Below are 18,238 nucleotides of genomic sequence, written 5' to 3' on the forward strand. Positions count from 1 at the left end.
TAATGGAGGGGATATTCCTTATGGCGGCAATGAAACCACGCACCGGCGACGGCCCGATGGAAGTTACCAAAGAAGGACGAAGCTTGATCATGCGTGTTCCGCTCGAAGGCGGCGGACGGCTCGTGGTCGAACTCAATTCCGCCGAAGCTGCCAACCTGAAGGAATGCCTCGTCGGCGTTACCGAATAGCTTCACAGAACTCTTAGACAGCGGGCGGGGCCCGCAGCCGAACGGCTGCGGACCCCGCCCGCTTCTTGCTGTCCGTTGGCGGAGGTGCCCGCTGCCCTGGACCGGGAGGTCCCGAGGGCTACTTTTGGACGGCTACTTTTGGACGGTTACTTTTTGACAGTTACTTTTTGACGGCGACCAGCAGGCCGTCGCCGGTGGGCAGCATCGCCGACGCGAGGCGGTCGTCGTCGCGGATGGCCCTGCCCACCTGGCGCAGGATCACGGTGGTGGCCTCCCGCGCGGCCGGGTTGGCGACGCGGTCCTTGTCCAGCGCATCGTTGACGATCAGCAGGCCGCCGGATTTGAGCAGGCGGATGGCCTGTTCCACGTAGTCGGGGTAGCTCGGCTTGTCCGCGTCGATGAAGACCAGGTCGTAGGCGGCGTCCGTCAGCCGGGGGAGGACGTCGCGGGCCCGGCCGGAAATGGTCCGTGTGCGGTTGGCAGGGCTGCCGGCTTCCTGGAACGCCTCCCGTGCGGCTTTTAGGTGTTCGACGTCGACGTCGATGGTGGTCAGTACGGCATGCGGACCCAGGCCGCGCAGGATGCAGACACCGGAGACGCCCGCGCCGGTGCCGATTTCGACGGCGGTCTGGGCTTTTGAAGCGGCGGCCAGCACGGTCAGCACCGCTCCGACGCCCGGGCCGACCGGGGTGACGCCCAGCTCGAAGGACCGTTCGCGCGCGTGCAACAGGACCTCATCCTCGGCAGGCAGATCTTCTGCGTAGGACCAGCTCGTGGACTTATCGGCGCTCATGGATTTCGCTTTCTGGGCGGCAGGGGGTTGTTCCCTCCAGCGTACTGTGTCAGGCGGTGACCCGCCGGGAGGCGCCCCTGCTGCGGCGGTCACAGTGCGGCCCGCGCCGGGCCCCGCCCGCGGCGTGATGCCACGGCATCGGCGGCCGGTTCCGCCTTGGGCGGAAGGCCCCCCGGCGTCAGGAAATTCCCAGCTTGTTTTGAAATGATGGATGTCCGCTCATCCGCGAGGTGATCGGCGCCGAATTAAGGATGCAGGAGCTTGCAGCCGCAAGCACCGTCCACGGCGTAAGCACCATCCACGAGGGGAGCGGACAATGTCGGTAGTGGCAGCTGTCCCTGCATCTGAAGAGTCCCAGCCTCCGGCGGAGGCGGAGTGGGTCCGGCCCACCTGGGAGGAAGTGGTGACCAACCACTCCGCGAAGGTGTACCGCCTCGCGTACCGGCTCACCGGCAACAAGTACGACGCCGAGGACCTCACCCAGGAAGTGTTCGTCCGTGTCTTCCGTTCGCTCGAGAACTTCAAGCCGGGAACGCTCGACGGGTGGCTGCACCGGATCACCACCAATCTCTTTTTGGACCAGGCGCGGCGCAAGAGCCGGATCCGCTTCGACGCACTGGCCGACGACGCCGAATCCCGTCTGCCCGGACGCGAACCCGGCCCGGAACAGAGCTTCGAATTCAACAACCTTGACATCGACGTGCAGGCCGCGCTGGAGGAACTTCCCCCGGACTTCCGCGCCGCCGTCGTCCTGTGCGACCTTGAAGGGCTCTCCTACGACGAGGTCGCCGTCGCGCTTGGCATCAAGCTCGGCACCGTCCGCTCGAGGATCCACCGCGGCCGCACCATGCTGCGGGAGAAGCTTGCGCACCGCGACCCGCGGCCGCAGCAACCCGCCAAGGCCTCACTGAAACCGCGGCTGACGATGCCGCGCATCGCCGGTCTCCTCTGAACCAGGCGATGCGTCTGCTGAAACGTCTGCTCGGCGGCCGCCATGAACGGCGGCCCCGGCACCTGGAATCGTGTGCGGAATGCCGGCTGAAGCAGCGCCGGGAACGCCAGTACCTGGAGCGGCTGCGCGGCGCTGAGGTGCCCGTGGCGAGCACTGACTTGACCGCCCGGCTGTTGGCCCGCACCGCGGAACTGGCCCGGAATGAACAGCCGGCACCCCGCCCGGACACGACCCGCGGAGTCCGTCCGGTCTTCCGGGCAGCCGTGCTCGTGGCCGGGACGGCGGCCGCTGCCACCGCGCTGCTCGGCGGATCGGCCTACCTGATGGGTGCAGACCCCGCCCCCACGGCTGGCGGAGCGCCGGCCTCCGTTTTCCTGCAGCGGGACCTCGCTGCCTCTGGGGCTGCTGCCGCCATCGAGGCCGGAGCCGGGACGCCCACCGGTTGGAGCCTCACCGGTGAACCCGATTTCACCCCGGACGGAGCCCTCACGGCAGTCCAGCTCGCCTCCCTGCGCTCCGAAGGCTGGACCTGCCCCGAGCTCCGCGATCTCGGCTACCACCTCGTCTGGGCCAGGGCCGGGGTACTGGCCGGCGGCGACATCCTGGAACTGCGTCTCACCGACGGCCGGCATTTCGCCACCGTCTTCGAACAGCACAATGGCGCACAGGATCGTGGCGCACAGCGCGGTGCTGAGCCCGTGCAATCCGGCATCCCGGACGGCAAGCCGCAACCCGTCCCGCCGGTCCCGGTCAACGTGCTCACCGGCCACCCGGCGACGTCGGACGGCTTCACCTCCGCACCGCTGCCGGCGGGGAGCGCTGCGACGGGCGACGGGTCGGGCCGCGGGACTCTGTGGGTCAACCATGCTGCACCCTTCGCCGCCATCTACCAGGCAGGCGATGTCACTTTCACGTATGTGTCGGACCAGCCGGCGGAGCAGGACGACGACGGCGTGGCCGCCCTGGTGCGGGCCCGCATCGCGGCAGCGGCGACGGCCGGCGACGGGGCCCCCGGGCAGGCCGGAACCGACGGCGCCGGGGCGGCCTCCGGGGCCGGGGCAGGGTCCGGCGCCGGGAACGATGTCACCGCGCGGCTGGAACGCGGCCTGGGCAGGATTCTGGAGCTGCTGGCCCCGTGACGGGCGGATCAGCCGGGGGCCGGGACCTTGTGTCACGGCCGAATCGTCCCAGCTCCGATTGAGAGGGTAATCTTCCTACAGTGCTTGGAATCAATGGACCGGAGTTCTTACTTCTGCTGATCATCGGCCTTCTGGTGATTGGTCCCAGTAGGCTGCCCGAATACACCCAGAAACTTGCCAACATCGTCAAGGAAGTCCGCCGGATGGCGTCGGGCGCGCGGGAACAGATCAAGGAAGAAGTCGGCATCGACATCGATGACGTCGACTGGAAGAAGTACGACCCGCGGCAGTACGATCCGCGCCGGATCATCAAGGAAGCACTGCTGGACGATGAGACCAAACCGGTCAGCGCCGGTGCTCCGGCGGCGGTAGCCACCGTGGCGGCGGCCTCCGCGGCTGCCGCGGGACGCTCGCCGGCCCGCACGGTCGAACGGCTGCCGGACGGCGAGCCGGCGCCCTTCGACTCCGAAGCGACCTAGCTGGGCTGCAGGCCCAGCGGCTTTCCGCTCAGCCCGCGCGGGACCGAGGTGAGCCTCCCGGCAATGTCCAGCAGCGCCACGGCTGCCGGGGTTTCGGGACGGCCCAGTACCAGGGGAACCCCGGAGTCGCCGCCTTCCCGCAGCAGGATATCCAGCGGGATCTGACCCAGCAGCGGAACGTCGGTGCCCACCGTGGCGGACAGCCGCTCGGCGAGCACAGCGCCGCCGCCACTTCCGAACAGCTCCATCCGGCCGCCGTCGGGCATTTCCAGGTACGACATGTTTTCCACGACGCCGGCGACGCTCTGGCCGGTCTGGGTCGCGATGGCACCGGCCCGCTCGGCCACGTCCGCGGCAGCAGCCTGGGGGGTGGTCACGACGAGGATCTGGGCCTTGGGCAGCAGCTGGGCCACGGAGATGGCGATGTCGCCGGTACCGGGCGGAAGGTCCAGGAACAGGGCGTCGAGATCGCCGAAGTAGACGTCGGTGAGGAACTGCTCCAGCGCACGGTGCAGCATGGGCCCGCGCCACGCGACCGGCTGGTTGCCGGTGACGAACATGCCGATCGAGATGACTTTGACCCCGTACGCCACGGGCGGCAGGATCATGTCATCCACCCGGGTGGGGGCCTGGGTGATGCCCATGAGCGCCGGGACGGAGAAGCCGTAAACGTCCGCGTCAACGATCCCCACGCGCAGCCCCTGGGCGGCCAGCGCGCAGGCGAGGTTCACTGTCACGGAGGACTTGCCCACGCCGCCCTTGCCGCTCGCGACGGCGTAGACCCTGGTCAGCGAGCCGGGGTCGTTGAAGGGGATCCCGCGCTGCCCGCCGGGGCCGCGCAGCTGCTCCTTGAGGGCGTCGCGCTGCTCCTGCGTCATGACCTTCAGTTCGACCTCGACGCCGGTGACTCCGGGTACGGCGGACAGCGCCGCCTCGCAGTCGGCGGTGATGGTTCCGCGCAGCGGGCAGCCGGCAATCGTCAGGAGCACCGAGACCCGCACCCGGCCATCGTCGGAAACCGTTACAGCGTCCACCATGCCGAGCTCGGTGATGGGACGGCGGAGTTCGGGATCGATCACGGTGGCGAGGGCGGCGTGCACAGGCCCGTCCAGAGGGGAGGCCGGGGCAAGGCCCTGGGTGGTGCTGTCCTGGCTGGGGAACATGGGATGAAGGCTCAGTTCTCGGGGGTGGCGGGGTGCGCCGGCGCGCCGGCGTTGTCAGGTCCGGCGCCTTGCAGCGTGTCCGGCGCGGTGTCGGGATTCTTGGCGGGTCTGGGCTCGTGCCTGCTGCCGGACTTGACCCGGGGGATCTGCTGGGTCCGGGGGCTGCGCTGCTTGTCGCGGCGTTCCTTCAGCTTTTCCTTGACCTTGTCCCGCGGCGACTCGTGGACCCCGGCGGAAGGATCGTGGGTGCGCAGTTCCTCCTGTGCTTCCAGCATGTCCTCGAGCAGGCTGCGCAGTTCGGCCCGGACGTAGTCGCGGGTGGCGACTTCCCGCAGGGCGATCCGCAGCGAGGCGAGTTCCCGGGTCAGGTATTCGGTGTCGGAGAGGTTGCGTTCCGCGCGCTGGCGGTCCTGCTGGAGGGAGACCCGGTCACGGTCGTCCTGCCGGTTCTGGGCCAGGAGCAGCAGCGGCGCGGCGTAGGAGGCCTGCAGCGAGAGCATCAGGGTCAGCAGGGTGTAGCCGAGCGCCCGGGAATCGAACTGCCACTCCACCGGTGCGAAGGTGTTCCAGGCCAGCCAGACGACGACGAACACCGTCATGTAGACCAGGAACTGCGGCGTGCCCATAAAGCGGGCAAAGCCTTCCGTGGTCTGGCCGAAAGCGTCCGGGTTGGGGGAGAACTTCGGCAGGATCCGCTGGCGGCCGCTCAGGGGTGTATCGAGGCCTCCCTTGGCCGCTTTGCTGCCCGGCCGGACATGGGGGTTCCGTGATGTGCTGTTATCAGCCAATGCGGCCTCCAAGCTTCCTTATCGGGACATCGTCCTCGTGGGCGCGCCAGTCATCGGGCAGCAGATGATCCAGCACATCGTCAACAGTCACCGCCCCCACAAGCCGACCGTCGCTGTTGACGACGGGGAGCGAGTTGAGGTTGTAGGTGGCCAGCGTGCGGGCCACCTCGCTGATGTGGGCCTGGTCAGACACCGGCTCCAGGGTCTTGTCCACCAGGTTGCCCAGCGGCTCGGGCGGCGGGAAGCGCAGCAGCTGCTGGATGTGGACCACGCCGAGGAACCGGCCCGTGGGCGTCTCCAGCGGCGGCCGGGCAATGAAGATCGAGGACGCGAGGGCGGGGGAGAGCTCTTCACGGCGGACATGGGCCAGGGCTTCGGCGACGGTGGCTTCCGGGGGCAGGATGACCGGGACAGGGGTCATCAGGCCGCCGGCGGTGTCCTCGTCATATTCCAGCAGCCGGCGGACGTCGTCGGCGCCTTCTGGTTCCATCAGCTGGAGCAGTTCCTCGGCCTGGGCGCTGGGCAGTTCCGCGAGGAGGTCGGCGGCGTCGTCCGGGTCCATTTCCTCCAGCACGTCCGCGGCGCGGTTCACGTCGAGGGCGGAAAGGATCTCCACCTGGTCGCCTTCGGGCATCTCCTGCAGCACGTCGGCAAGGCGTTCGTCCTGCAGCTCGCTCGCGACCTCGAAGCGGCGCTTGTCGCTCATCTCCTGCAGGGCCTCGGCGAAGTCCGCAGGCTTGAGGTCCTCGTGGGTCGCGACGAACTGGGTGGCGGCCTGGGGCTCGGTGCGCGCGCCCTGCTGCGCGTCCGCCCAGTCAATGATCAGGGTCTCGTTGCGGCGCAGCCTGCTCAGCGGGGAGAGGGAATGGCCGCGGCGGACGAAGAGCTTGCTGACAAACCAGTCGCCGGAGCGGTGCTTGTCCATCGCAATGTCCTCGATCGTGGCGTCCCCGCTGCCGTCGGCGAGCGTGACACGGCGGTCGAACATCTCGGCCACAACGAGGGTTTCCGCGCCGCGCTGTTCGAAGCGCCGCAGGTTCACCAGCCCGGTGCAGATGATCTGGGTCTGGTCGATCGAGGTGATCCGGGTCATCGGCACGAAAACGCGCTTCTTCCCGGGAACCTCGACGACGATGCCCACCACGTGCGGGGCGCCCCGGGTTCCGCGGGAGAGCACGACGACGTCGCGCAGCCGGCCCAGACGGTCGCCCAGTGGGTCAAAGACGTCAAGTCCGAGGAGGCGCGCAACAAACACCCGCGAAAGATTTGTGCTCACGTGTACAGGCTACCGAGTCCGCTCTCTTTTAGCTGAATTTACAGCCGGTGCCCAGCCGGATAGGTAAGAATAGGCGTATGTCAAACATTTTTGGTGCTCCCAGGGCTGGCGCGCCCAACGGCCCGGACGAGGCCCGCACTGTCCCCAAGGGCGACACTGTTGGTTCCTATAACTCCTACCTGGATGCCCAGAAGGCGGTGGACTACCTCGCGGACCAGCAGTTTCCCGTGCAGATGGTCTCGATCGTCGGTAACGAGCTGAAGATGGTGGAGCGGGTTACCGGCCGGTTGACCTACCCAAGGGTTGCCCTGTCGGGTGCGCTGAGCGGCATGTGGTTCGGCCTGTTCGTGGGCATCATGCTCTCCTTCTTCTCCACGACCGACGGTGCCTTCTCGATTGTGACGTCGGTGCTGATGGGCGCGGCCTTCTTTATGCTGTTCGGCATCGTCACTTATGCCATGCAGAAGGGCAAGCGCGACTTCACCTCCACGAGCCAGGTGGTGGCAACCAACTATGACGTTGTGGTGTCCTTTGAGGCGGCGAACGAGGCGCGGCGGCTGCTCCACCAGCTTCCGATGACCCAGCATGACGCTTCGGCGTCCGCCGGATCAGCCGGTTACTCCCAGCGCGACTACCAGCATCAGCCGTATCAGCCGGGTCCCGGGCAGGATGCCCAGCAGCCGGGCCCGCAGGGCCACGCCCCGCAGCGCCCCGCGGCGTGGAACGACCCCTACGGCCAGCGGAGCCCCGACGCCGGCGGACAGCAGCCCGGCGGACAGCCGGGTGCACACCAGCCCGGTGCGCAGCCGGCCGCCGGCCAGCACGCTGAACCGTCCCGGCAGCCGGCAGCCTCTGCTGATGCCGGGCCGGGCCCGGAAGAGGCCCCCAAGTCCGCCGGGTTCGCCTACCCGGACCTGCCGGACGGCCGCCCGCAATACGGGGTCCGCGTCACCGATGAGCCCAAGCAGGGTCCCGACGAGGGCAGTTCGCAGCACTAACCGGCAACGCAGAAGGCCTCCACCCGGAAAGATCCGGGCGGAGGCCTTCTTCGTGTCAGCAGCGCTGCGGGTCAGCGGAAGTGACGGCCAAGGTGAGAACCGTCAGGAACAGGACTACGCCGACGGGCCGTCAACTTCCTGGTAGATCCCCGCCATCCAGGACTCGACGTCGTCGGCCTTGCGGGGCAGGGCCGCGCTGAGGTTGACCGGGCCGTCGGCGGTCATCAGGATGTCGTCCTCGATGCGGACGCCGATTCCGCGGTATTCCGCCGGAATCGCGAGATCCTCGTCCTTGAAGTACAGCCCGGGTTCGATCGTGAAGACCATGCCGGGGGTGAGGACGCCGTCGAGGTACAGTTCGCGCTTGGCCTGGGCGCAGTCGTGCACGTCGAGGCCGAGGTGGTGGCTCGTGCCGTGCGGCATCCAGCGTCGGTGCTGCTGGCCCTCGGCGCTGATGGCTTCCTCCACGGAGACCGGCAGCAGGCCCCAGGCGGCGAGCCGTTCCGCCAGCACAGTCGTAGCAGCGGTGTGGATGTCGCGGAACCGGGTACCGGGCTGGGCGGCGGCAAATCCGGCGTCGGCGGCGTCCAGCACAGCCTCGTAGACCTTGCGCTGGACCTCGGAGAAGGTGCCGTTGGCCGGCAGGGTGCGCGTGATGTCCGCGGTGTAGAGCGAATCCGCCTCCACCCCGGCGTCGAGCAGCAGCAGTTCGCCGGCGTTGACCTTGCCAGTGTTCCGGGTCCAGTGCAGCACCGTGGCGTTGTTGCCGGAGGCCGCGATGGTGTCATAGCCGAGCTCGTTGCCTTCCTCCCGGGCACGCGCGAAGAACGCGCCCTCCACAACCCGCTCGCCGCGCTGGTGGGTGAGTGCCCGCGGCAGGATCTTGACGACCTCGGTGAAGCCCTGCACCGTGGCGGCAACGGCGGTCTTCATCTGTTCGATTTCCCACTCATCCTTGAGCAGGCGCAGTTCGGAGAGGGCCTCGGAGAGCTTCTCGTCCAGGGCGTCCAGGATGCCCAAGTCCAGGTTCTCCGGGTCCTTGGCGGTGTTGTAGCGGGCGGTATCCACCAGGGCGTCGATGTTCTCGTCCACCTTCCGGACCAGCCGGATGGAGATCCCGCCGATTTCGGGGGCGCCCACGTTCTTGGTGATCCCCAGTTCGAGTTCGCTGATGTCCGCGGTGTCCAGGCCCAGGCGGGCTTTGAACTCGGCCAGGCTGGGACGGGCGCCGATCCAGAATTCGCCGGAACGGGAGTCGGCATAGAACTGCTCGGTGTCGCGGCCGGCCAGCGGGCGGAAGTACAGCGTCGCGTGGTGGTGGCCGCCGTCGTCGCCCTTGCCTGCCTCCACGGGTTCCAGGATGAGCACGGCGTCGGGCTCGTGGTCCAGGCCCAGTCCGGTGAGGTGCGCGAAGCCGGAGTGCGGGCGGAAGCGGTAGTCGCAGTCGTTCGAGCGGACCTTCAGCGGACCGGCGGGGATGACCAGGCGTTCGCCTTTGAACTGCTCTGAGATGGCGCGCCGGCGGGTGGCGGCGTGGCCGGCGACGGCGTCGCGTTCCGGGAGCTGCTCGCGGGACGGGGCCCAGTTGCTGGCCATAAACGCCTTGAAAGCGTCGGAGCTGGGCCGCTGCGAGCGGTTGTTGACGCGCTCATCGAGGGGCTGGGAAGCGGAGACTTGGGTGTTATCTGCATCTTTCACCGTCCCATAGTCTCACCAGCGCAGCGGCTTAGGCCAACAGGCCGCGGCGTCCAGCCCGGGGCGCCGCGGCGGCGATCTACTAGGCTGGTGAGGTGAGGATCGACCTGCATACCCACTCGAATGTATCCGACGGCACCCAGGCGCCCGGCGCGGTGATGGCTTCAGCGGCGGAGGCGGGGCTCGACGTCGTCGCCCTGACCGACCATGACTCCACCGACGGCTGGGCCGAGGCCACCCTCGCCGCCCGCGCGCACGGCGTGGCGCTGGTTCCCGGGATGGAGATTTCCTGCCGGACGATGGAGGGGATCAGCGTGCACCTTCTCTGCTACCTGCACGACCCGGCGCACCCCGGGCTGCTGGAGGAGATCACCAAGGCCAAGGATGCCCGCTTCACCCGGGCCGAGCGGATGGTCAGCCTGCTCGCCGAGGATTACCCGCTGAGCTGGGACGACGTCATCCACCATGTGGCTCCCGGCGCGACCCTGGGCCGCCCGCACATCGCCGACGCCCTCGTCGCCGCGGGCGTGGTGGCGGACCGCACCGAGGCGTTCGATTCCATCCTGACCTCACGCTCACGCTACTTCGTGCAGCACTACGCGCCGGACCCGGCGTTCGCCGTCGAACTGGTCCGCGCCGCCGGCGGGGTGCCGGTGTTCGCCCACCCGGTGGCATCCGCCCGCGGGCGGATCGTGGGGGAGAGCATCTACCAGGAAATGATCGACGCCGGCCTGGCCGGGCTGGAAATCAACCACCGCGACAATCCCGAGGAGGGCCGGGCGTTCCTGCGCAAGCTCGCGGACCGGCACGGGCTGCTGGTCACAGGGTCCTCCGACTACCACGGGGCCGGGAAGCCGAACCGGCTGGGCGAGAACCTGACCTCGCCCGAAGTGTTTGCCCGGATCGAGGAACTGGGAACCGGCACCCCGGTGGTGCGCTGACTGACCCGTTGACCTATCAGTCCTGGTCCCCATCAGGCCGGAATGGCCACCAAAAGGGATAGCGCAACGGGCTACCGTGGAAAGACAGTGAAGGCGGCATGCGGGGCGAGCCGCTTGGCCATGACGTCGATGGCCGGCTGGTTCTGGTCCACGCAGACAAACCTGCGGTCGAGCTTCGCGGCGACGGCGCCGAGGGTGCCCGAGCCGGCGAAGAAGTCCAGGCACCAGTCCCCGGGGCGGCTGGAGGCAGCCACCACGCGGCGGATCAGCCCTTCGGGCTTCTGCGTCGGGTAACCGGTCTTTTCCTTGCCGGTGGGGGAGACGATGGTGTGCCACCAGACGTCGGTGGGCAGCTTGCCGAGTTCGCGTTTGGCCGGAGTCACGAGTCCGGGCGCCATGTAGGGCTCCCGGTCCACTTCGGCACTGTCGAAGTGGTATTTCGCCGGGTTCTTGACGTACACGAGGATGTTGTCGTGCTTGGTGGGCCAGCGGTACTTGGCGCGGGCGCCGTAGTCGTAGGCCCAGATGATCTCGTTCAGGAAGCACTCGCGGCCGAAGATGGCGTCGAGCATGACCTTGGCGTAGTGCACCTCACGGTAGTCCAGGTGCAGGTAGAGGGTGCCGTCATCGGCGAGCAGCCGCCAGGCCTCGACGAGGCGCGGTTCCAGGAAGGTCCAGTAGTCGCTGAACGCATCGTCGTACTTGTGCAGCGCGCCCTTGATCGTGTCATAGGAGCGGCCCTTGAACCCCACCCGGTCGCCGTCGCCGCCGGCGTTGAGCACCATCCTGGTTTCCTGGCGCTTCTGGACCCGGCCGGTGTTGAAGGGCGGATCCACGTAAATGAGTGTGAAGGCGCCGTCCGGCAGCGTCGGGAGGTACGCCGCGTTGTCCGCGTGTACCACCAAATTGCTGCCGTCCGGCGCCCAGACGGTGTCAGTCATGAGGGGGTTTAGGCCTCGGTGCTGCCTGCCGGAGCCCCGGCCTGTGCCTCGCCGGCAACCACTTCGCCGTTGTGGCGGCGGGTGCGCGTGCGACGGCGTGCGCGGGTGGCGCGGTCGACCTCGGTCGGCGCAGCCGCGGCGGACCTGGCCGGCGCCTCGGCGGCGGGGCCGGTGCTGGCTTCAGCCTCGGCCGGACGACGACGGCGGTCACCGGAGCGTCCGCTGTCCTTGCCGGCGGTGGCGCCGCCGCTGCGGCGGGTGTCGCGGCTGCCGCCGGCGGTGCGGCCGCCGGCGGTGCGGCCGCCGTCACGACCGCCGGCGGTGGCGCCGGCGTCGCGTCCGCCGGTGCGGGCGCTGTCGCGTCCGCCGGTGCTCTGTCCCGTGCGGGGGGCGTTCTTCTTGCCGGTCTCGCCCAGGTCCTCCAGGACCTCGGCGTCGACGCCGGCCAGCACGCGCTTGTCGCGGGGCAGCCGGCCCTTGGTGCCCTCGGGGATGTCGAGCTCCTCGAAGAGGTGCGGCGAGGAGGAGTAGGTTTCCACGGGCTCCGGAACGCTCAGGCCCAAGGCCTTGTTAATCAGGCCCCAGCGGGGCATGTCGTCCCAGTCAACGAAGGTCACGGCCGTGCCCTTGTTGCCGGCGCGGCCGGTGCGGCCCACGCGGTGCAGGTAGATCTTTTCGTCTTCAACGCACTGGTAGTTGATGACGTGGGTGACGTCGTCGACGTCGATGCCGCGGGCGGCAACGTCGGTGGCAACGAGGACGTCCACCTTGTTGTTGCGGAAGGCGCGCAGGGCCTGCTCGCGGGCGCCCTGGCCGAGGTCGCCGTGGATGGCGGCCGCCGCGAAGCCGCGGTCCACGAGTTCCTCGGCAACCTTGGCGGCGGTGCGCTTGGTTTTGGTGAAGATGATGGTGCGGCCGCGGCCGCGGGCCTGCAGGATGCGGGCGACGACCTCGATCTTGTCCATGCTGTGGGCACGGTAGATCAGCTGGCGGATGTCGCGCTTGGTGAGGCCCTCGTCGTCCGGGTCGGCGGCGCGGATGTGGGTCGGCTTGGTCATGTAGCGGCGCGCCATGGCGACGACCGGGCCGGGCATGGTGGCCGAGAACAGCAGGGTCTGGCGGACCGGCGGGGTGCCGGCGATGAGGGTCTCGACGTCGGGCAGGAAGCCGAGGTCCAGCATTTCGTCGGCCTCGTCAAGGATGACCATCTTGACGTTCTTCAGCACGAGGTGCTTCTGCTTGTACAGGTCGATGAGGCGGCCGGGGGTGCCGACGACGACCTCGACGCCCTTCTGCAGGGCCTCGACCTGCGGCTCGTAGGCACGGCCGCCGTAGATCGTGGTGATGCGGGCGTTGCGCTTGCGGGCGGCGTTCTGCAGGTCATTGGCAACCTGGACGGCGAGTTCGCGGGTCGGCACGATCACGAGGGCCTGCGGGGCGCCGGGTGCGGCCAGCGAGTCATAGCCTGCATCGTCCGGTCCAACGACGCGCTGCAGCGCCGGGATGCCGAAGCCGAGGGTCTTGCCGGTGCCGGTCTTGGCCTGGCCGATGATGTCGTGGCCGCTGAGGGCGACCGGCAGGGTCATGGCCTGGATCGGGAAGGGGTGGGTGATGCCGGCGTCGGCCAGCGACTCCACGATGTCGGCGCGGACGTTGAAGTCAGCGAAGGTTTTCTCGGCGATCTCGTGCGGCTTCTCGTCCGAGATGATGGTCTCTTCCGGCTCGAGCGTTTCCGTTCCGGATTCGTCGGTCAGAAGCTGGTGCGTGTGCAATTCACTCAACTGGGAGTTTCCTTATTCATTTTGGGCTGCGCTGCTTGCTCAACGGGGCCGGCCGGGTGGCCGTTCCGGAGCACGCTCAGGCACGCAAGCAATTCCAGTGGAAGCCGATCGCGGGCTATCTAAATGCTGGCACTGGGGACCAGCGGGTCTATCTCAAGATCGCGTAGGGGCGGGCTTGTTGAGTTCGAAAATCAAGGAAATCAACGACCGGGCATCCATATCTACCCTTCCAGTCTAGCCGCACGCAGCCAGGATCCTCGACTGACACCGCAGGCGGCGCGCGGGAGCGCAACCGATCGCTTAGCCCACCAGCTCCAGCCGGACCTCGCGGGTGGCAATGTCCGAGGACACGATCCGCACCCGGACCTGGGTGCCGGGTTCCAGTTCGCCGGGGCAGCGGGCGGTGACCGCGGGCTCGGCGATCTGCACAATCCCGGAGGGTCCGTTGCCGTTTCCCGGCTTGGTGCCGCCTCCTCCGTTGCCGTTCTTTCCGTTCGCGTTTTTCCCGTTCCTGTTCTTTCCGTTCCCGGCGGGTTTGGAACCGGAAATGACGACGGCGTCGAACTCCTGCCCGACGTGGTTCACCAGGAGCGCCGCCTCGACGGTATCGAGGGAGAGCCGCTCCAGTTTGGCGGCCAGTTGGTCCGAGGTCGCCATGATCGACGGAAGGGAGGGAAGGGCCTCCCGGGCCCAGTCCGGGACAGCCGCGCCGTTGCTCAGCGCCTCGCAGATCACCAGGACGAACCGGTCGATCAGCCGGCGCAGCGGGGCGGTGGAGTGGGCATAGGCAGCGCCGATGGCGGCCTGGGTGGCGGCCTCGGGCACGGTCCCGTCGAAGGGGGTGTAACCGGCGCCGCGGAATAGCATGCCGGCCGAGTGCACGATCGCCAGCTGCCTGGGGTCCGTCGGATCGAGGGTGCGCAGGTACTCGCCGTAGCTGACTTCGCCGTCCCAGGGCTTGCCCAGGGCGCGGGTCTGGCGGTGGAAATGCGCCAGCGAGGCCTCATCCGGGGCCGGCATGGTGCGCAGGATGCCGACCTTGCCCGCCAGCATGATCTCCGCGGCGGCCATCCCCGTCATCAGGGAGATCTGGGCGTTCCAGTCCTCCACGGGCAGCGGCGGCGCGGCGGCGATCCGGTAGCCGCCGTCGGGCAGCTGTTCGATTTCCTGTTCCGGCATGTTCAGGCTGGCGCCGCCGCGGAGCCGTTCCAGCTCAACCCGCTTTATCCCGACTTCCTTGAGCAGCTGCAGCACGGGCGCGGCGGTGCCGGCGTCGAGCTCGGCCTGCACCCCGCGGTAGTTGAGCTTCGCCTGGCTGCGGACGGTTGCACGGCGGACCAGCACCGCGGACACCTCGGCCGCGGCATCCAGCTCGAATTCCCAGACAAACGCAGCGCAGTGCTGGCCGGCCAGCAGGCTGCCGGCTTCTTCGCTGATGATTTCCGGATGCAGTGGAATCCGGCCGTCCGGAGTGTAGAAGGTCTGGCCGCGGCGGCGGGTTTCCGCGTCGAGGGCCCCGCCAGGGGCCACGAAGGAGGGGACGTCGGCGATCGCGTAGAAGACCTTATAGCCCTCACCGGAACGGTCAATGAAGAGGGCCTGGTCCAGGTCGGTGGAGGACGCCGGATCGATGGTCACAAACGCGATGTGCGTGAAGTCCAGCTCCGGCAGCTCATGCCCGGCGACTGCCTCCTTGGCTTCCCGGAGTGCGTCCTCAGGGAAGGGGCCCGGCAGCTCCAGCGTCGTGCGCAGCGCGTTGAGCGCCTCGGCCAGTTGGTTCTTCTGCTGGTGGACACTGGGGGTCAAGCGATGATGGGACACGAAAATCAGATTAGCTTCATTTACGCCATTAGTCTTGGATCATGAGCACATCCCCGGCCGATCCTGCCCGTTACAACAGCTTCCTGATGGATCTGCTCGGCGTGATGGCCTACGGCGAGCTTTCCGCCTTCGAACGACTCTCCTCCGATGCACGGTATTCACCCACCCTGCACGACCGTGCGGTGCTCGGCCGGCTCGCCGTGATCGAGTTCCAGCACTATGAGCTGGTGAGCGCCAAACTCGACGCCATGGGCTTGGACGCGGAGGCCGCCATGCTGCCGTTCCAACCGTCCGTGGACCACTTCCACGAACGCACCCGGCCGGCGGACTGGTACGAATGCCTGATGAAGGCGTACGTCATAGACACCCTCTCCGTCGATTTCTACCGCGCCATTTCCCGCTACGTCGACGCCGGAACCCGGCCCCTGGTGGAGCAGATCCAGTCCGATGGGGGATCGACGGCGGTGCTGCGGGAGCGGATCAAGACAGCCCTTGCCGACGACCCACGGCTCGCCTCGCGGCTGGCGCTGTGGGCGAGGCGGCTGCTCGGGGAAGCACTGACCCAGGCGCAGCGGGTGAGTTTTGAGCACGCCTTCATCGGGGGCCTGATCGGCGCGGACGAGGACCGGTCCAAGGAACTGGTCCGCGAGTTGATGGGGGGACTGGCGGCGAACCACTCACGCCGGATGACCGAGCTCGGCCTGGCCGGCTGAACGGACGGCCCGGACCGGCTTCAGTTTCCCTCGCTCAGTTCTCCGCGGCGTCGAGTGCCGCGAGCAGGGCCCGGGCAGCGTCCGCGGGATTGTCGGCTTCGGTGATGGCGCGGACCACCACGATTCTCCGCGCGCCCGCCTCCACCACCTGCTCCACATTTCCAAGGTCAATGCCGCCGATCGCGAACCACGGCACCTCGCCCGCGACTTCGCGCTCGACTTCGCCATCGACCAGGGCCGATGCCCGGCGGGTCGCGTCGGCCGCGTAGCGCACCAGGTCAAGTCCGACGGCGGCGCGCCCCGGCTTGGTGGGTGTGGCCCACACCGGCCCGGCACAGAAGTAGTCCAGGCCATGGGGGCCGGTGGAGGCGGCAATGGCTGTGTCCACCTGGTCCGGGCTGTGGGTGGAGAGCCCGATCGCGGTGTCCTCGCCCAGGAAGTCCCGGGCAGCCCCGAGGGGGATGTCCTTTTGCCCGATGTGGAACACCGGCGCCCCGGAGAGCGAGGCGAGGTCCGCCCGGTCGTTGACGGCCCAGAGACGGTCGTGTCGGCGGGCCGCCTGGTGCAAAACCTCCAGGAGTTCCAGCTCCTCGGCTGCCTCCAGGGACTTGTCGCGCAGCTGGATGATGTCAACGCCGCCGGCAAAGGCCGCGTCCACGAAGTCCGCAAAGTCGCCCCGGTCCTGGCGGGCCCCGGTGCAGAGGTAAAGGCGGGCAGTGGCGTGGGCGGCATCCTGGCTCATGCTTTCAGCCTAGTTCCTCTAAACTGGGCGAATACCGCGGGAGCCCGCCGCAGCCGATCACGCCACAGGCGTCCGGCGCGGGCGGGCTGAGAGGGCGTCAGAGCCGACCGCTTGACCTGATCCGGTTAGTACCGGCGTAGGGAAGGAATCCTTCATGTGCCCCACATCCGCCCGCGGCACGCCCGCGGGACCTAAAGCAGCGCTGGCCGATGACGCCCAAACCCCGGAATGTTACGACGTTGCCGTGATCGGCGGCGGAGTCGTCGGCCACGGGATCGCCTGGGTAGCGCGACTCTCGGGCCGGTCGGTCGCCCTGATCGACGACGCCCCCGGAAGCGGCGCCAGCTGGGCGGCCGCCGGCATGCTCGCCCCGGTGAGTGAACTGCACTACCAGGAGGAAGCCCTCCTCGAACTCATGCTGGAATCCTCCCGCCTTTGGCCGGCTTTCGCCGCCGGACTGGACGCCGGAGCGGATGGTGGAGCCGGGCGTGCCGGGACGGACACCGGCACGGGTTACCTCACGACGCCGACCCTCGCCGTCGGGGCCGACGCCGCCGACCGCCGGGCGCTCGCGGACCTGCGCGCCGTCCAGCAGGCGTACGGCCTCGCTGTCGAGCCGCTGACCGTCCGCGAGGCGCGACTGCGTGAGCCGCTCCTGAGCCCGGGCATCTCCTGCGCTTTCGACATTCCCGCCGACCACCAGGTGGACCCCCGCCGCCTGCTCGCCCGGATCGGCGGGCTCCTGGCCGCCGACAGCCGCTGCCGGATCATCAGCCGGCGCGCTTCCGGGCTGCTCTGGGCGGACGGACGGGTGGCGGGTGCCAGCTTGGTCGGCGGCGGTACGGTCCGGGCCAAAGAAACCATTGTGGCCAACGGCCTGGGCGCCGCCGCACTCAAGGGCCTGCCCGCCGGACTCCGGTTGCCGCTGCGGCCGGTCCACGGCGACATCCTCCGGCTCCGGGTGCCGGAAAAACTGCGGCCGCTGCTGACCTCAACGGTGCGGGGACTGGTCCGTGGGGTGCCGGTCTACCTCGTTCCCCGGCAGGACGGCACCGTGGTGATCGGAGCCACCCAGCGGGAAGATGACCTCGGATCCGACAGCCAGACGGAAGCCTCGGACCGCGGCAACCCGGCTGGCGGTAACGCTGCTGGCGGCAACCCCTCTGGCGGCAACGCGGCTGGCGGCAACCCCTCCGGCGGCGCCGTGTCCGCGGGCGGCGTCTACCAGCTGCTGCGCGACGCGCAGCAGCTGGTCCCCGCCGTCGCCGAACTGGAACTGCTCGAGGCCACGGCGCGGGCCCGGCCCGGGACCCCGGACAATGCGCCGCTGCTGGGCCGGGTCGCTGATCCGCAGCACGGGGACGTTGCGGGGCTCATCATCGCCACCGGGTTCTTCCGGCACGGCATCCTGCTTACCCCCGCTGCCGCGGAGATCTGCCGGCAACTGCTGGACGGCGTCGCGGACCCCCGCTGGGCGCACTTCCGGCCTGACAGATTCGCCACCGGCACGCCGGTCACCGGACCGCCGGAAACAGCCCACCGGGACACCACCCACCTCGACACCACCCCTGAGCACAGCAAGGAAACGGTATGCGCATCAGACTGAACGGAACAGAGCACTCGCTCGCCGACGGCGCCTCGGTCAGCACCCTCGTCAGCCAGGTCACCGGCCGGTCGCTGGCCCCGAACGGCCAATCTGCGGACGGCGGCAAACTTGGGGTCGCCGTGGCCCGCAACGCGGAGGTGGTTCCCCGCAGCCAATGGCACGGCACCGCGCTCGCCGACGGCGACGACATCGAGCTGGTCACGGCGGTACAGGGAGGATGAG

General features: G+C 68.7%; 18 protein-coding genes and 1 riboswitch. Of the genes, 9 read left to right on the forward strand and 9 right to left on the reverse strand.

The features are described 5' to 3' along the window. The first annotated feature begins 20 nt into the window (after window positions 1-20). Complete coding sequence (locus ABIB29_RS01980; protein ID WP_160664543.1) at window positions 21-188, forward strand: DUF3117 domain-containing protein; 168 nt, start codon at window positions 21-23, stop codon at window positions 186-188. A gap of 160 nt (window positions 189-348) precedes the next feature. Here ABIB29_RS01980 and ABIB29_RS01985 read toward each other — a convergent pair whose 3' ends face one another. Next, on the reverse strand, window positions 349-981 hold the full coding sequence (locus ABIB29_RS01985) for an O-methyltransferase (RefSeq protein WP_354169578.1): 633 nt from the start codon (window positions 979-981) through the stop codon (window positions 349-351). 316 nt (window positions 982-1,297) lie between these two features. On the opposite strand from ABIB29_RS01985, the gene sigE reads away from it, so the two are divergent. The 3 genes from sigE (at window position 1,298) to ABIB29_RS02000 (ending at window position 3,551) form a co-directional block, all read left to right on the forward strand. Next, window positions 1,298-1,933 (forward strand): RNA polymerase sigma factor SigE, encoded by a 636-nt coding sequence (sigE, locus tag ABIB29_RS01990; protein WP_354169580.1) that lies wholly within the window; start codon window positions 1,298-1,300, stop codon window positions 1,931-1,933. 8 nt (window positions 1,934-1,941) lie between these two features. Beyond that, window positions 1,942-3,072 carry a hypothetical protein gene (locus tag ABIB29_RS01995; protein ID WP_354169582.1) on the forward strand — a complete coding sequence of 377 codons (1,131 nt, stop codon included), beginning with the start codon at window positions 1,942-1,944 and terminating at the stop codon, window positions 3,070-3,072. An 80-nt stretch (window positions 3,073-3,152) separates the two neighbouring features. Further along, complete coding sequence (locus ABIB29_RS02000; protein ID WP_354169584.1) at window positions 3,153-3,551, forward strand: twin-arginine translocase TatA/TatE family subunit; 399 nt, start codon at window positions 3,153-3,155, stop codon at window positions 3,549-3,551. Here the strand turns inward: ABIB29_RS02000 and ABIB29_RS02005 are convergent. From ABIB29_RS02005 to ABIB29_RS02015, 3 genes are read right to left on the reverse strand one after another with little or no spacing between them, the layout of a single operon-like run. Continuing rightward, window positions 3,548-4,714: an Mrp/NBP35 family ATP-binding protein gene (locus ABIB29_RS02005; RefSeq protein WP_354169586.1), complete on the reverse strand. Its 1,167-nt coding sequence runs from the start codon at window positions 4,712-4,714 to the stop codon at window positions 3,548-3,550. The two genes, ABIB29_RS02000 and ABIB29_RS02005, sit on opposite strands and share 4 nt — an antisense overlap. Before the next feature lie 11 nt (window positions 4,715-4,725). Then, window positions 4,726-5,514: a DUF1003 domain-containing protein gene (locus tag ABIB29_RS02010; RefSeq protein ID WP_354169587.1), complete on the reverse strand. Its 789-nt coding sequence runs from the start codon at window positions 5,512-5,514 to the stop codon at window positions 4,726-4,728. Continuing rightward, complete coding sequence (locus ABIB29_RS02015) at window positions 5,495-6,778, reverse strand: magnesium transporter MgtE N-terminal domain-containing protein (protein ID WP_354169589.1); 1,284 nt, start codon at window positions 6,776-6,778, stop codon at window positions 5,495-5,497. The genes ABIB29_RS02010 and ABIB29_RS02015 overlap by 20 nt, the downstream gene beginning before the upstream one ends. Window positions 6,779-6,855: 77 nt before the next feature. Between ABIB29_RS02015 and ABIB29_RS02020 the strand changes: the two genes are divergently transcribed. Next, window positions 6,856-7,776: a YflT domain-containing protein gene (locus tag ABIB29_RS02020; protein ID WP_354169590.1), complete on the forward strand. Its 921-nt coding sequence runs from the start codon at window positions 6,856-6,858 to the stop codon at window positions 7,774-7,776. A 114-nt stretch (window positions 7,777-7,890) separates the two neighbouring features. Here the strand turns inward: ABIB29_RS02020 and ABIB29_RS02025 are convergent, their stop codons facing one another. Then, window positions 7,891-9,474: an aminopeptidase P family protein gene (locus tag ABIB29_RS02025; protein ID WP_354169592.1), complete on the reverse strand. Its 1,584-nt coding sequence runs from the start codon at window positions 9,472-9,474 to the stop codon at window positions 7,891-7,893. A 92-nt stretch (window positions 9,475-9,566) separates the two neighbouring features. Here ABIB29_RS02025 and ABIB29_RS02030 point away from each other — a divergent pair, with 92 nt between their 5' ends. Further along, window positions 9,567-10,412 (forward strand): PHP domain-containing protein, encoded by an 846-nt coding sequence (locus tag ABIB29_RS02030; protein ID WP_354169593.1) that lies wholly within the window; start codon window positions 9,567-9,569, stop codon window positions 10,410-10,412. 71 nt (window positions 10,413-10,483) lie between these two features. Here ABIB29_RS02030 and ABIB29_RS02035 read toward each other — a convergent pair whose 3' ends face one another. The 3 genes from ABIB29_RS02035 to ABIB29_RS02045 all read right to left on the reverse strand — a co-directional run bounded on the left by ABIB29_RS02035 (window position 10,484) and on the right by ABIB29_RS02045 (window position 14,955). Continuing rightward, complete coding sequence (locus ABIB29_RS02035; RefSeq protein WP_354169595.1) at window positions 10,484-11,353, reverse strand: DNA-methyltransferase; 870 nt, start codon at window positions 11,351-11,353, stop codon at window positions 10,484-10,486. An 8-nt stretch (window positions 11,354-11,361) separates the two neighbouring features. Continuing rightward, window positions 11,362-13,134 (reverse strand): DEAD/DEAH box helicase, encoded by a 1,773-nt coding sequence (locus ABIB29_RS02040; RefSeq protein ID WP_354169597.1) that lies wholly within the window; start codon window positions 13,132-13,134, stop codon window positions 11,362-11,364. Window positions 13,135-13,434: 300 nt separating this feature from the next. Then, a complete protein-coding gene (locus tag ABIB29_RS02045) occupies window positions 13,435-14,955 on the reverse strand; it encodes an RNB domain-containing ribonuclease (protein WP_354169599.1) in 1,521 nt (506 codons plus the stop codon). A 41-nt stretch (window positions 14,956-14,996) separates the two neighbouring features. Here ABIB29_RS02045 and ABIB29_RS02050 point away from each other — a divergent pair, with 41 nt between their 5' ends. Beyond that, window positions 14,997-15,668, forward strand: a complete 672-nt coding sequence (locus ABIB29_RS02050; RefSeq protein WP_354169600.1) for a ferritin-like fold-containing protein — start codon at window positions 14,997-14,999, stop codon at window positions 15,666-15,668. 34 nt (window positions 15,669-15,702) lie between these two features. On the opposite strand, the gene thiE is transcribed toward ABIB29_RS02050, so the two are convergent. Beyond that, window positions 15,703-16,410, reverse strand: a complete 708-nt coding sequence (gene thiE, locus ABIB29_RS02055) for a thiamine phosphate synthase (RefSeq protein WP_354169602.1) — start codon at window positions 16,408-16,410, stop codon at window positions 15,703-15,705. A gap of 26 nt (window positions 16,411-16,436) precedes the next feature. After that, a riboswitch (TPP riboswitch) is annotated at window positions 16,437-16,571 on the forward strand. Here thiE and ABIB29_RS02060 point away from each other — a divergent pair. Beyond that, on the forward strand, window positions 16,565-18,016 hold the full coding sequence (locus ABIB29_RS02060) for an FAD-dependent oxidoreductase (RefSeq protein ID WP_354169604.1): 1,452 nt from the start codon (window positions 16,565-16,567) through the stop codon (window positions 18,014-18,016). (Overlaps the previous riboswitch by 7 nt.) Beyond that, on the forward strand, window positions 18,001-18,237 hold the full coding sequence (gene thiS / locus ABIB29_RS02065; protein WP_354169606.1) for a sulfur carrier protein ThiS: 237 nt from the start codon (window positions 18,001-18,003) through the stop codon (window positions 18,235-18,237). Before ABIB29_RS02060 ends, thiS begins: the two co-directional genes overlap by 16 nt. Window position 18,238 lies beyond the last annotated feature (1 nt).

Origin of the sequence: Arthrobacter sp. UYEF36, from assembly GCF_040547025.1 — a bacterium.
In the GTDB taxonomy this organism is placed as follows: domain Bacteria; phylum Actinomycetota; class Actinomycetes; order Actinomycetales; family Micrococcaceae; genus Arthrobacter.

What these genes read in the sequence shown, in the direction of transcription:
- sigE (WP_354169580.1), top strand. Translation starts at nt 1,298, where the DNA reads ATGTCGGTAGTGGCAGCTGTCCCTGCATCTGAAGAGTCCCAGCCTCCG.
- ABIB29_RS01995 (WP_354169582.1), top strand. Translation starts at nt 1,942, where the DNA reads ATGCGTCTGCTGAAACGTCTGCTCGGCGGCCGCCATGAACGGCGGCCC.
- ABIB29_RS01985 (WP_354169578.1), bottom strand. Translation starts at nt 981, where the DNA reads ATGAGCGCCGATAAGTCCACGAGCTGGTCCTACGCAGAAGATCTGCCT.
- ABIB29_RS02005 (WP_354169586.1), bottom strand. Translation starts at nt 4,714, where the DNA reads ATGTTCCCCAGCCAGGACAGCACCACCCAGGGCCTTGCCCCGGCCTCC.
- ABIB29_RS02060 (WP_354169604.1), top strand. Translation starts at nt 16,565, where the DNA reads ATGTGCCCCACATCCGCCCGCGGCACGCCCGCGGGACCTAAAGCAGCG.
- ABIB29_RS02035 (WP_354169595.1), bottom strand. Translation starts at nt 11,353, where the DNA reads ATGACTGACACCGTCTGGGCGCCGGACGGCAGCAATTTGGTGGTACAC.
- thiS (WP_354169606.1), top strand. Translation starts at nt 18,001, where the DNA reads ATGCGCATCAGACTGAACGGAACAGAGCACTCGCTCGCCGACGGCGCC.
- ABIB29_RS01980 (WP_160664543.1), top strand. Translation starts at nt 21, where the DNA reads ATGGCGGCAATGAAACCACGCACCGGCGACGGCCCGATGGAAGTTACC.
- ABIB29_RS02020 (WP_354169590.1), top strand. Translation starts at nt 6,856, where the DNA reads ATGTCAAACATTTTTGGTGCTCCCAGGGCTGGCGCGCCCAACGGCCCG.
- thiE (WP_354169602.1), bottom strand. Translation starts at nt 16,410, where the DNA reads ATGAGCCAGGATGCCGCCCACGCCACTGCCCGCCTTTACCTCTGCACC.
- ABIB29_RS02050 (WP_354169600.1), top strand. Translation starts at nt 14,997, where the DNA reads ATGAGCACATCCCCGGCCGATCCTGCCCGTTACAACAGCTTCCTGATG.